Annotated in this window: 10 protein-coding genes and 1 riboswitch; of the genes, 8 read left to right on the forward strand and 2 right to left on the reverse strand. The window is 66.9% G+C overall.

The window, feature by feature from the left end; translation table 11 throughout:
- Positions 1-34: 34 nt before the first annotated feature.
- Positions 35-1,110, forward strand: a protein-coding gene (locus AC1VWI_RS44750; protein ID WP_499516651.1) for an IS630 family transposase whose coding sequence is annotated in 2 segments (ribosomal slippage) — positions 35-481 and positions 484-1,110 — 1,074 coding nt in all. Because the reading frame shifts where the segments join, the coding sequence is not laid out codon by codon here.
- A gap of 298 nt (positions 1,111-1,408) precedes the next feature.
- Positions 1,409-1,681, forward strand: coding sequence for a hypothetical protein (locus tag AC1VWI_RS44755; protein WP_499517114.1), 273 nt, complete (start codon positions 1,409-1,411; stop codon positions 1,679-1,681).
- Between the two features lie 443 nt (positions 1,682-2,124).
- Here the strand turns inward: AC1VWI_RS44755 and AC1VWI_RS44760 are convergent, their stop codons facing one another.
- Both AC1VWI_RS44760 and AC1VWI_RS44765 read right to left on the reverse strand, forming a co-directional pair.
- Positions 2,125-2,688: an HNH endonuclease gene (locus AC1VWI_RS44760; protein WP_499517115.1), complete on the reverse strand. Its 564-nt coding sequence runs from the start codon at positions 2,686-2,688 to the stop codon at positions 2,125-2,127.
- Between the two features lie 1,040 nt (positions 2,689-3,728).
- Complete coding sequence (locus tag AC1VWI_RS44765; protein WP_499517116.1) at positions 3,729-6,092, reverse strand: helicase associated domain-containing protein; 2,364 nt, start codon at positions 6,090-6,092, stop codon at positions 3,729-3,731.
- A 258-nt stretch (positions 6,093-6,350) separates the two neighbouring features.
- Between AC1VWI_RS44765 and AC1VWI_RS44770 the strand changes: the two genes are divergently transcribed.
- The 6 genes from AC1VWI_RS44770 to AC1VWI_RS44795 all read left to right on the forward strand — a co-directional run bounded on the left by AC1VWI_RS44770 (position 6,351) and on the right by AC1VWI_RS44795 (position 12,195).
- Positions 6,351-6,806, forward strand: coding sequence for a hypothetical protein (locus AC1VWI_RS44770; protein ID WP_499517117.1), 456 nt, complete (start codon positions 6,351-6,353; stop codon positions 6,804-6,806).
- Positions 6,781-7,371 carry a hypothetical protein gene (locus AC1VWI_RS44775; RefSeq protein WP_499517118.1) on the forward strand — a complete coding sequence of 197 codons (591 nt, stop codon included), beginning with the start codon at positions 6,781-6,783 and terminating at the stop codon, positions 7,369-7,371. The genes AC1VWI_RS44770 and AC1VWI_RS44775 overlap by 26 nt, the downstream gene beginning before the upstream one ends.
- Positions 7,372-7,618: 247 nt before the next feature.
- A complete protein-coding gene (locus tag AC1VWI_RS44780) occupies positions 7,619-8,323 on the forward strand; it encodes a TnsA-like heteromeric transposase endonuclease subunit (RefSeq protein ID WP_499517119.1) in 705 nt (234 codons plus the stop codon).
- Between the two features lie 59 nt (positions 8,324-8,382).
- Positions 8,383-10,704 (forward strand): Mu transposase C-terminal domain-containing protein, encoded by a 2,322-nt coding sequence (locus AC1VWI_RS44785; RefSeq protein ID WP_499517120.1) that lies wholly within the window; start codon positions 8,383-8,385, stop codon positions 10,702-10,704.
- On the forward strand, positions 10,701-11,771 hold the full coding sequence (locus AC1VWI_RS44790) for an ATP/GTP-binding protein (protein ID WP_499517121.1): 1,071 nt from the start codon (positions 10,701-10,703) through the stop codon (positions 11,769-11,771). Before AC1VWI_RS44785 ends, AC1VWI_RS44790 begins: the two co-directional genes overlap by 4 nt.
- A 103-nt stretch (positions 11,772-11,874) precedes the next feature.
- Complete coding sequence (locus AC1VWI_RS44795) at positions 11,875-12,195, forward strand: hypothetical protein (RefSeq protein WP_499517122.1); 321 nt, start codon at positions 11,875-11,877, stop codon at positions 12,193-12,195.
- A gap of 230 nt (positions 12,196-12,425) precedes the next feature.
- Positions 12,426-12,557, forward strand: a riboswitch (cobalamin riboswitch).
- Positions 12,558-13,079: the final 522 nt, after the last annotated feature.

Raw genomic sequence — 13,079 nt, forward strand, 5'->3', positions numbered from 1 at the left:
TGACAGGTCGTGATCGTCGCGGTACACCACGGTAATGAGGTATGCGCAGGGTGGCGGGCTGACTGCCGAGCGGAGGGCATTTCGCGAGCAGATCCGTCTGGACGCGGGCGAGATGTTCGCGGCCGGTTGCGACAACGCCGAGGTGGCGAGGGTGCTGCGGGTGCATGTGCGTTCGGTGCAGCGCTGGCGGCGTGAGTGGGCTGAGTGGGGTGAGGCGGGCCTGGTCTCGAAGGGGCCGGCGTCCTTGCCCAAGCTCAGCGACGAGTTGTTCGTGAAGCTGGAGGCGGCTTTGGCGTTGGGGGCGGTGGCGCACGGCTGGTCTGACGAGCGCTGGACGCTCGCGCGGATTAGGACGCTGATCGGGCGGATGTTCCACAAGAGCTACACCGTGCCCGGGGTGTGTCTGTTGCTGCACCGGCACGGCTGGTCGCCCCAGGTCCCGGCTCGCAGGGCGGTGCAGCGCGACGATGAGGCGGTTGCGACGTGGGTGAAGGAGACCTGGCCGGCCGTGGAACTACCGCGGCGGCGCTCGGGGCCTGGACCGTCTTCGCCGACGAGGCCGGGTTCTCGATGACGCCGCACATCGCCCGCACATGGTCCCCCACAGGTGTTACCCCGGTGATCCGGGTCAACGGCGGCAGCAGGCGGCACCTGTCGGTGGCCGCTCTGTGCTGCTACAAGCCGGGCGAGCGGCCGCGGTTGGTCTTCCGGCACACCGGTGACCGGCGGGTCGACGGCCGCAAAGGCTTCTCCTGGAAGGACTTACGAGACCTGCTCACCGCCGCCCACACCAAGCTCGGCGGACCGATCGTGCTGGTCTGGGACAACGTCGGCCTGCACCTCAGTCGCGCGATGCGCGCCTGGATCACGGCCCGGGACTGGCTCACCGTGTTCCAGTTGCCGGCCTATGCACCCGACCTCAACCCCGTGGAAGGGATCTGGTCCAGCCTGCGGCGCACCAGCCTGGCCAACATCGCCTTCACCGACTACACGCAACTGGTCACCGCAGTCCGCCGGGGCCTACGCCAGATCCAGTACCGGCCCACCATCATCACCGGCTGCCTCATCGGCACCGGCCTCGCCATAAGCCCCGGCGACATCACGCATTAATCCTCAGTAGGACAGGCGAAGGTGAATGAGCTTGCTCTCCGAGGCGCTGTACCGCGATGTGCGAGAGCAACACCGATTAGCGGGAACAGTCATCGCGCGTGCCATCATGGCGCCATGGAAGTCGACTGCTTGGGCATGCGAGCCCAAACGGCCCGCTAGCACGCGGCCTGTTCTGCGGGAGGACACCGCCCGCAGGTAAAAGAGCACCACCGGTGGACGCAGCATGGCAAGCCGGCCATGTGTTGCGGCTTCAGGGATCACTGATGCATTTACAGTCGACTCTCTGGAGCACTCCGTCATGGACACCCACTGGACCCTTGTCCTTGCGGCACCGGTGCTCCTCGTTCTCACGGCGTGGATCACCTGGTTGCTGTTCAACCTCGTCATCGCCAAGTGGTACGGCGTTGAAGGGCTCAAAGCCACACCCGCCATCGCTCGCGCATTTAGCCCGCGGGAATGGGCGGTCCTCATCCCTCGTTTGCGGCAGCTTCCACCTGCCGTCTCGGAGACCGGCACGCCAGCCAGCCCTCCCGAAGCAGTCGTGGAACGGACCGAGGACGGCTGCGTATGAGCAGCCGTTCACCTCACGAACGACGAAACCTCATTTCCGCACGCACGATCGAAGCCCTGGCTGTCAAACGTGCTTCTGGAGTGCGGCTTGAAAGGCCACGGGCGTGCCCTGACCATGTGCTGACCCTGGCAGTGGCACTCCGGCATAGCGGTTTGAAGTTGATCGACATTGCCGCTGAACTGAACAGACTCGGTGAGCCCACTCCAGGAGGTGGCAGCTACTGGTACCCGTCACACGTCTCAAGGCTTCTGCGCACCCAGGACGCCCTGCGGATGCTCAATAGTGGAGGCCAACAAAGGTCAAGCTGAAGCAGCGGGGCGGGCTGTCGTAGTGCCGGCGGCCCACCCAGCTTGTCGTTTACAGCCAAGGCGTCGATCTTGCGGTCTCGCGCCATAAGGGTCGCTGGCATTGTGCCGCTCCACGGACCTCGGCGTTGGCCGGTCTTAGGCTGTGTCGTCCTCAGGGATTGGTTCGAACAGCTGCCCAAGGTGGTTTCGAACGATCCTCATGCGCGGAGGTGGGGGTGGCTTGGGCCAGCCGTTCTCGCGGGCTTTTGTCACTGACTCGGCCACCCAGCCACGCCACAGATACACCGGATCGTTCTTCGTGAGCTTCCAGTACCGGTCAAAGAACCAATCGCTGCGTGCCTTGTCGTCAAGCTCCGACTTGACGCCTTCGATGCGGGCGACAGCCTCATCGAAGGCATAATCGAGCTTTGCACGCATCCACCAAAGCCCTTTGACGCCGTGCGGCCAGGTGCTGGCCTCCATGCCGTACCGCTGGTATGTCAGCTGCGTAACCCACTCGAACAGTCCCTTGCCGCTCTTGCCCAGGTTGCACGCCTCGCAGGCCGGGACCAGGTTGTACCAGTGCTCCGACCCACCGTCCTTCACTGGGACAACGTGATCAATCACCTGCGACTCGGCACAGTCGCAGTAGACACAGCGCCCCATATTGGCAAACAACACCATCAACCGGACCCACATGTCCTGCTTCTTGCGCCCCAACTGCCCTCCATGGCTCCGCAAGAAGGTAGCGGGTACCACTGACAACTGCTCACCGGCTACTGGACAGCCACCGGAATCTTGATAGCCAGTCCAATGAGCGGTGCCGCACCAAGAGCAGCAGGCCGCCTCTGGAAGAAGTGGCAGGATGCTGTCTCGGAGTGATCTAGGCTCGCTCGGCTGACACCCGGCCGGCGGTCGGAGAGAGGTTCAAGAACTTGACTTCGATGCGTTGCATTCGCCTACTTCGCCTCCGCAGTCGCGCTACAGACTGCGAAACAAGTGCAGGATCGCTGTCAGAATCGTTCGTCTGCAAAGCGGTCTGAACACACGTAGTCAGCCGGCAAATCTCTTGCGTACTTGGGTGCTTTCGAGGCGAGGTCAGCCGGTAGCGTCGTGATCGAGAGCGCTGAGCCTGGAGAGCGGGGTACCCATGGCAGATACCGAAGTGGACCTTCTCACCCTCCGCGCTGCTTACGTCTCCAAGGTCGATGCGGACCTGGAGCTCATCGCGAAGGAATACCATCGGATCAATTCAGACATTGCTGCGTTGCAAGATCAGCTCCGGGTACTGGAGGGCAATCAGGCTCTCTTGGTCGGCGTGCGGAAGGTCCTTGCTGAACAGGCGGCTATGCGAGAGCCCGGTGACGAGCCTGGTAAGGCAGCCGCCCCAGTGCCACCGGACGCTATGAGCCACGGCCCCGAGACGACGGCATCCGCCCGGACAGCGCCTCAAGTCCGGACGAAGGTTGCGGCAAGGCAGCCGGGCACCCCCACGGGGAAACAGCCCACACTGCGGGAATTGCTCGTCGATGAGTTGCTGCGGCGTGGGGAGCCGTGCTCCTCTCAAGACGTGACCTCTGCCTTGAGCCGCGTGCATCCGCACAGGCGGATCAAGGAGCCTGCTATGCGGAACGCCCTTGAGGCGCTGGTCGCACAGCACCGTGCCAAGCGCATCAAGCGTGGGACTCGGGTCTTCTACTGCGCGGACAGCACCGACTCACACGGCAGCGCTGGGGCTGCTGCGTCCTGACGTGCCTGCATCAGGATGCGCGTGAGGCGGCCTGCCAGCCGGCAGTCTGGCGGCGGGGCGGTGCAGGAGGCAGGAAGACGGGCACCTGCTTGAAGCCCAGGGCTTCGAGTGCGGTGCGCTGGTCCGGGGTCATTTGTGCGCCGTCACGGTGGCGCCGGGCGAGCCAGAGACCGAGGTGGACGCCGTCGTCTTGGACGTACTCGACGTGATCTTTGAAGACGTCCAGGTGACCGGCGCGTTGGTGGTATTGCCGGGCGGCGCGTAGGCCGCGGTTGAAGACCCGCGCGCGCAGGTTGGGGGGTCGGGTCAGCAGCATGCTGTGTGGGTGGGCGTCCGGGCAGGCATGGGCGAGCGCGGCCAGGAGGTGCTGTTGCTGGGGCATAAGCAGGTGATGATAGGTGATCTGCCGATCCAGCCAGCTGTCCCAGGCTGAGTCTTCGCTGTCGTGGCGGTGGTAGGTGCATCGCCACGAGCTGGTGGTCAGGCGGCGGCGGATCTGGGCGTAGGTGTGCTGCCAGCGCAGGCTCCACGAAGGGTTCCAGAAAGGGTCGACGGCGTTCAAGGCGGCGATGCGGGCGGGTGCGAGGAGGCCGGTGTCGGCTCGGCGGCGCATGGTTTCCAGCCAGGCGGCGACTCGGCGGTCGCCGCTGTGGGCGTGCTTACCCAGGGCGAGGGTGCCGTGTCGGGTGGCGGTGGCGGTGACCTGTGCCAGGTGGTATTCGAAGCTTTCGGGGGGATGCGGCCAGGACAGGCCAAGACTGGTGAGAGCGGCGATGCGTTCGGGGGTCAGGGCGTCGGCGGCGTACAGGGAGCGCTGCTGGCCGATCCACTGTCCGAGGGCCACGGCGTCGTCGGTGACGTATTCGCTGGGCACGTTGAGGTGGCCGTGCCGTACGTAGAAAACTTGAGCGGCTTCCCAGCCGTCGTTCCAGAAAGCCTTGTTGGCGTGCTTGTGGGTGCGGAGTCGTAGGACGCGGGCGACCTCGCTGGCGCGGTATGGGCGGGCTGGTAGGGGTTGTAGGCGGCGGCGGTCGCCGTAGTGGAAGCGCCGCCACAGGCGGGTGTCGTGGACCATGAGGCCGTTGAAGAAGGCCCAGAAGTCGGAGAAGGCCGAGCTGGCCATGGCTTCCTGGGTGGACTGGCCGGGTGCGATGTAGACGGGGACGAAGATGGAGGCGCACTTGGCCTGGCCGGGTGGATTGCGCAAAGCCCGGCCGATGCTTTGGGCGATGTTCGTGGGGCTGCGGCGGGGATCGGCGATCAGGACGCCGTCGGTTTCGGGTGCGTCGACGCCTTCGCTGAGGATGCGGACGCTGGACAGCACGGCGCTGTCGTGGCTGCCGGCGGTACTGCCTGGGGTGAGGGCGGAGAAGTGCTCGAATTCGTTGAAGATTCTCTGGCGTTGCCAGTCCGGCTGGCCGGCGAAGACGGCTTCTGCCCAGGGATTGCGGATGCCGGTGCGGTCGGCGAGTGCCTGGGCGGTCTCGGGTAGAGATGCGGCAAATCCGCGGGCGGCGGCGATCCGGCCGTGGAAGGACAGCACGCGGTGGACATCGTGTTCGGCCATGGCCATCAGCAGGGCACCCTGCAGTGCTGCCAGCCGAAGTCCATCCAGGTGTGGCGTGGGCAGGCGGTCGCGGAGGATGTCGCGGAACATACTGTCGTGGACTTCCGGAATGATGACCTGGTAGTCGGCCAGGATGCCGCGTTCGATTGCTGCGGCCAGGTCCAGCCGGTAGACGACCGGGCCGTAGATGGTGGGGTCGTCCATCGACGCCAGCCGCTGCGGCTGGCCGGGTTTCCGCCCGAAGTGCCAGCTACGGGGGGTCGCGGTCATGTAGAGCCGGTGGCGAGCCGGGATGGCGCGGTCGTCGTGGATGCGGGCCCACCGCTTGTCCCAGTCGCCGCTGGTGTGATGGGCCTCGTCGGCGATGGCCAGCTGCCAGGTGCGCAGGCGCCGGTCGCGGTGAGCTTCCACGAGAGCGGGCAGGGAATCGTAGGTGGCGAAGACCGCGGTACGCCCCGGCACGGCCAGCTTCTGGGCCAGTACGTCTGCGTCCGTGCTGAGCAGCAGGTTTCCGCGCAGCTGCCGGTTGTGGACGGTGGTCAGTGAGCACACGCCGATGAGCTGGTCGAAGCCGCCGTCGGCCAGCCACCGGACAGCGGTCTGGATGAGCAGATCGAGGGTGGGCACCAGGATGAGAACGGGGCCGCGTCCCGCGAAGTGTTCGGCGATGCGCTTGGCGATGAGTGTCTTGCCAGTGCCGCAGGCGGCGATGATGGTCGCGGCGGCCAGCCGGGTCCGACCGAGAGCGTCGATGCCTGCGGTGATGGCTTCCTTTTGATGCGGCCGTAGTTGGGCGCGGGCTGACACGCCTGTCTCCCTCGTTGCGGAACCTCCTGCCGGCAGGCGCCGTCCGGCTCATTGTCTGAGGCTGGCTGTCGTACCGGCCGGGTACGGCCAATGCCGACCGGGAATGCCCTTTGTCGTTCCGTGCGCATGCGGGTGCAGCCGTCTCTCCGACCACTCCGGAGCCGGTCCTGACCACTTCGGTGACCTGTGGCGCCCTGGGCGTCCTGGGGAGGTTCGATGGGGGGGTACCCCCGGTCGTCCAGACGGGAGGAGGGTGCCGTGGCGGAGCGTGACAGGTGGTTGGGGCGTCACCGGTGGCATCTGCGGTTGCGGTTCCTGCATGGCGAGTCGACCGGCTCATATGTGACGCGTCTGGCGGCCCGCAACCTCCGGCCCGTCGAAGAGCTGCTGATGAGCATGGGCGTAGGCCCGATGATGCCGGTGGACCCGCAGTACACCGAGATGTACGTCAGCCGTTACGCCCGAGAGCGGCTTGCTGTCGTGTCCGGGAGCACGGTGCCGGAGATGCAGCAGCGGCTGGCGAGTCTGCGGGATGAGTTCCTCATGTCCGCTGGCAGCAAGGAGGATTGGGAGTGGCCGTGGGATGCGAGGGGCGGGTTACCTGGTGCAGGCGTGCTCTTTGTGCGCGGCACGTCGCAGTACTTGCTCCCCCGCGTGGTTGATCTTGGCCGATCCCTGGCATGTGTGCGTGCGCCATGGCCGTTGGACGGATAACTCCCGCAGCACTCAGGCGTCTTTCATCGATCTCACCGACTTAATAGAGGTCGTGCGGGCGCAGCACCAGCTGAACCGAGTGCTCGGCGTGCTGGGGCCAGCGGGTCGGTGGGTGTTTGCGGACGCCTACTCCATCCTGGTCAGGTCGGGGTATCTGGAGGATCCTGGCGCCTCGCGGCGGTGGTTTCCGCTCGCGGCGCGTCTGGGCGAACAGCGGGTTCGGCCTCTGGCCCAATTCACGAAGCTGGTCGCGCTGACTCGGGACCTGGCCTGGCTTGAATCGCGCCGCCTGCGGGCCGTACTCGACCAGGGTGCCTACCGGGAGTGGTTGCCGCGGGTGATGGGCCGGCATGACGGGCCGTTCGCTGAGGGGCTTCATCTCTGGCACCGTCAGCACCGCCCCCTCCAGCAGAAGGCGCCATTGCTGTTCGACGGGACAGTGGACGCCCGGCAGATGCGGCGGCTGACCGGGCACTCGCCGGCGCCCTGTCTGGCCTCGGTTGAAGATTCGAGCTGTCTGCCGTGGGTCCGTACGCCCAACGCCATGGAGCGCCTGTTCCTGTGATCCACGCCTGGAAGCTCGACGTGGTGTGCCCCCGGTCCTGGTCGGGCCGGCCGGGTATGGGGCCAGCGGTGGAGACAGGAGGGGCCTTCGTAGCGCAGCGTCCGGCAAGATCACAATCCTGCTTACACCCGTTCGGGTGATTGATCCGGTCTTTGCTTCGGCGCCTGCCGGTGCAGCCGACGCTGAGAAACGCAACACCCAGCACAGCGCTGCGGCGCGGTCGGGCACGCGGCAGTGGGGAGCATCGATGGACGTGCAGGTGCGTCACCGCGATGAGCTGGGCCGCGAGCGTCTGGCGTCGGCTAGCGCTCTGCGAGGCCGCCCGGTGGAGGAATGGCCGGCGCTGCGGGAGCAGCGTCCCTACCGCGGGCGGAAGTCGAAGGTGGTGCACTGGTGGTCGTCGACGACAAAGAAGAAGATCGCCTGCGGGTCACAGGAGTTGAAGTACGCGGCCATGTTCTTGGACCGCGATCCCGACATTGCGTACCTGAGCGCACCGTCGCTGGAGCTCGAGTGGCGTGAAGGATCCAGATCTGGCGTGGTGCAGCCAGCGTTCCTGGCGCGCACTGCCGACGGGCAGCGGGTGGTGTACCTGCACCGCCGGGATGCTGAGACCGACAAGAAGCGGGAAGTGGCCGTGGCGCGGGCGGCCGCTGACGAGGCGGGCTGGCTGGTGGACACGGTCCGCGCCCCAGGTGGGCAGCTGCGCGAGAACGTCTATCTCGTGGCCCAGTTCCGCCACGACGAGTATGCCGACGCGGACGCGCAGGCGCTGCTGCTGGAGGCGTTCGCCCAGCCGCGGCCCGTGTACGAGGCGGACTATGTGGGACTCCCACCCGGGCAGGGACGGGCCCGCTGCTGGCATCTTCTGTGGACCGGCGCGCTGACGACGAACTGGGAGCAGCCGCTGATCCCAACCAGTGACGTGTGGGCGCACCGGGGCACGCCGTGAGTACCGCTGTCCTGCCTCCTGCCGTCGCCGGCCGGCCCGTGCCCGAACTTCGGTGCGGGATGACGGTGCGGTGGCGCGGCGGCCGCTATCTGATCGGCGCGCTGCAGGCGCCCGATGTGCATCTGGTGGCCTTGGACGAGAGCGGCACGTACACCGTGGTGCTGCACCGGCTCTTGGAGGCCGCGCCCGACTTTGCGGTCCTGGACGAGCAGGGGACTCCGCAGGAGCCGGAAGTGCTGCCTGACCTGACGGTCCTGGCACAGCTCAGGCCGGAGCAGCGGGGCCTGGTGCGCTGGTGGGAAGAGCACGCGCTGGAGGTCTTGCAGGGACGGCCGGTCGGCACGGGCGATGAGCCGTTCATGCCGCGCTGCGGGTTCGACCCCGCCACCACGACCCGCGGAGACCGGTACGCCCGCAAGGCCGCCGAGCTCACGGCCGTCGGCCGGTCCTGTTCGGTCGCCACCGTGCAACGCAAATGTCTGGCGTATGAGAAGCAGGGCGTGGCGGGCCTGGTCGACAAGCGGTGGCTGCGTACCGGCAGCGAGTTCGGTGAGACCGACGCGCGGGTGGTGGAGCTGATCCGGGCCGCGATCAAGGCGGACCGGCCGAAGGTGCAAGGTACTGTCTCGCGGTTGTTCCAGCGGGTGAAGCGGGCGGTGCGCCAGAAGTATCCCGACGAGTACAGGGCGCTGATGCCGTCGCGCACCACCTTCTACGAGCTGGTGAAGCAGCTGCGGAACCCGGAAACACCGCAGAAGAGCGCGCCCCGCTGGAGCTCGGACGACACACACCAGCCGGAGCCGCCGTACGCGCCGACACCAGTACGGTTCCTCGGCGAGCGAGTGGAGATTGACTCCACGGGCCTGGATGTCGTGGCGCTCGGGGATGACGGGCGGCCGGTGGCGGTGGAGCTGACGTATGGCCTGGACGTTCTGGCCCGCAGCCTCGTCGGCGGGCTGATGGTGCCGAAGTCGTCAGGCAGGAAGAACAAGCGGGGCGGCAAGCGCTACGGCGGGCGCGGCACGAAGTCGTTGGACGCGTCGCTGCTCCTGGCCCAGGCCATGGCACCCCAGCCGGCGCGGCCCGGCTGGGCTCCGGGGGCGCTGGCCGAGAACTCGGATCTGCCCTACGCGCAGATGCTCGCTGGTGATCCGAAGATGGCCGGGGCCGCAGCGCGGCCGGTGATCCGGCCCAAGACGGTCGTCGTCGACAACGCCAAGATCTTCAAGGCCCGGCACTTCCACGAGGCGTGCGCCAGGCTGGGTATCACGGTGCAGCCTGCACGGGAGCGGACCCCCACGGACAAGGCATTCATCGAACGCACGAACGCCTCCATCAAGAGCGGGTTCAGTCAGTTCGTCGCCGGCTACACCGGCAATGACCTCACCCAGCACGGCAAGGACATCGGAGGCCAGCGGTTGTGGCCGCTGGACAAGCTGCAGGACCTGTTCCACGAGTGGGTCGCCACCGAGTGGCAGCAGCGACCGCACGAAGGCCTGCGATCCCCTTTCCTGCCCGGCGTGGTCCTCACACCGAACCAGATGTACGCGGCGGCAGTCGCCATGGAAGGTGCGGTCCCCCGGCCGGCGACAGCGGATGAGAGCCGCAAGCTGCTCCTGCACGAGCTGAGGATCGTCACCCGGGACGGCATCCAGATCGAAAACCGCACCTACGTCAGCCCCCGGATCAAGCACTTCAAGAACCGGCACACGGGCATCAAGGGACAGGGACGACGCTGGTCGGTCTACTACAACCCCTACGAGCCGAGCCGGGTGTGGCTTCACGACCACACGGTCGTCGACGACCCTGCCGTCAGCCCATGGGTACCGTTCGATTTCAAGTATCAGCACCTGATCGACGACGCGTGGACGCAGTACCTGTGGGAACAGGCCGCCGCGATGGCCGCAGACAGGGGTGACCGTGCGGACCGCGAGGAAGTCGTCGCCCGGGCTGTATCCGAGCTGCTGGCGAGGGCAGAGCGTGGCCCGTCGGGACCGCGGCGGGCACGGCCGGTGGCCGCGTTCACGCCTCAGCCCCTCGAACTGGACGAGCCGGCGATCGACCCGTACGAGGGCATCACCCCGGCCGAGCCCGGCAGCGTCGTTGCCGCCCCGTCCCTCAATATCGACGCCAAGGACCTCTTCCCCGGCAAGCGGGCCCACCTGGCGTTGCCCGACCCGCCCGAGACCAGCGAGCCGGAGCCCACCCCGGCGGCCGTGCCCCAGCGTCGGCGCCGCACCGCCTCGCCGGGACCGCGCAGCCTGGGCGGCGCGGCCGGCGACATCTTCCGCCAGCTAGGAACCTCGCCCCGCGCCCCCTCCACGGGACGTGAGCCCGACCCGCCGCCGCCCCCTGGCGCTGCTCCTGAGGAGACGGAATGAACGCCCCGCACGTCGCTGTCGAACACACGACACCCGCGACTCCGGCACCGTGGTACACGGCACTCGAGCCTGAGCTACTCACCACACGCGACGGCTTCATGGACTTCGTGCACCGCAAGTTCAAGGCCCCGGACCTGAAAGATTGCGCTCCCAGAGGCACCGAGGTCACCGACACCGACGTCAGGATGATCTACTCCGGCGAGATGATGACGATCTCGACCCCGGATGTGACGCGGGGCTTGAAGACCGCGCGACGCACCCTGCGCACCAACCGGTTTCGCCCGACCGGCAAGCGGATGAACCTGGTCATCGACGGCGTCGCGGGCAAGAGCACGCTGCTGCTTCAGATCGGGCGGGCCTTCCAAGGGCTCCTGGAGACCGAACGGCCACCGGACAAAGAGTGGACGCCGGTCGTCTACATCAACGTCCCTCCGCGGCAGGAGAGCAACCTGGACTGGTCGCTGCCGTTCGCGGACTTCTTCCAGATCGATCACACGATCAGGGCCGACACCCGCAACTACCGCAGCACCGACATGACCGAACCGGTCTTCCACCTCATGCGGGAGAGCCGGACCTCCCTGATCCTCATCGACGGGATCGACCGCATCCACGACAGCGACCTGGCCGGCGCCTTCGACTACTTCGACTGCCTGCAGGCCCGACTCCGCGTGTCCCTGATCTTCTGCGGCCGCGGAGCAACCGACATCGCGCACGAAGGCATCCACGCCCGACGCCGCAGCGAGCGCCCCCGCAGCTCCGACCAGTACGACAGCACCCTGCCCGTCATGCAGATCCGGCCCATCCCCTTCAGCAAAGGCGCAGAGAACACCGGCTGGCGGGACGTGCTGATGGCCTACGACGACAACCTCCGCCTCTACGACCACCGCCCCGGATCCCTCCTCGAGTTCGAGGCGTACCTCCACGAACGCACCGGAGGCTACATGGACACCCTCAGCCAGCTCATCTGCCAGACCGCCCAGGACGCCATCGAGACCGGCACCGAAGCCATCACCAAAGACGCCCTCGACGACATGTGCGTCGGCCGCAACGACCCCTACGACGAGTGATCCACACCCGCGCTGGCGCGCTGGACGGCCGGCGCGGGCCCACAGCCCCACGTGCCCGCGTCTTCCGGTACGCGCGGCATAGAACCCAGCGGAGAGGTGCACGATGATCGAGAACAACCACATCGCTTTCACCACCGGCGACCGGCAGCAGCTGACGGTGCTGTTCAGCATCGACGGCGATCCACTGCGTGTGACCACAGCCCGCCTGGGCTCACACAGCGACGTACCGCACTCGCCGCACCCCACGGCGCGCATGCGCACACCTACGAGCAAAGCAATCGTCGAAAGCGTCGCCCGTCTGCTCCACACCCAGCTGAGCCAGCATCAGCCGCCCACCAGAGATGACCTCGAGCACGTCCTCCCCCGCGCCGTCGAAGCCGTCAACCAACAGCTCGCCCAGCGCTGGGCATCCGGCAACCACTGAGAGCAGGTGTCTCACTCGCGCTGCGGTGTCTGTCAGGAGCGCCGGGTAGGTAGACGCGGACACTACGACATGCTTCTCGCCTGCGCCAATGCGGTCCATGAGAGCCGTCGATGGGCCCGGGCAGGTGTTGGCTGACCAGGGTCGGGCTCCGCTCCGGGGGCTGCGCGCAACCGAGTACAGCACGTCGCCCCAGCCTGCCCCCGATTTCCGCGTCTGGTAGGTGTCCCTCGCGCCCCCGAGATGCGGGTACAATCGAGGCTGGCGCAGGCGAATTTGGTGAGAATCCAGAACTGCCCCGCAACGGTGTGCTCCATCGTAGAGGTGGAGCTAGTCCGAGGACCTGCCCGATCGATATGTACTGGGTGTCATTCATGGCACCCGTGCCTTTCGTGAGGGCTTCGGGGACATCGGACGCGAAGCCCGACTCATGGAGTTGGGCTTTCTTGCTGTCTGGGACCGGTTACTCCACGGAAGGGGTGGCGGGCCCGCATCCGCGAGGCTTGCAGGTATCGGACTCGGCCGCTTACGCGGTTGGCCCCTGAACCAGAAGGCCCAGCATGACCATAGAGATCGCCCCCGTGGCGCTCCTGATCCTTTTTGCAGGCTCCGTCGTGGGGTACGTCGTGTTCAACTACACCTCTCGAAATCACGCCGGATCACCTACCCGCGGCGACTTGGTAGGCGCAATCAGCGCCGCTGTGGGCGTCATGAGCGTGGCAGTGCTTTTGCTGGGTATGGGAGGGGCCAGCAAGGACGTACCGTCCTCGGACACTGGCCGGCGCCCGGCCTATATGGATGCTCCTGGCAGCTAGCGCGTCGCGAACCCGCCCTGTCCGTGCTTCCGCCAGTCGTGGCTGGACGGAAGCACGGACATCAGAGACCGC

Source organism: Streptomyces sp. TOM-9 (assembly GCF_056858595.1).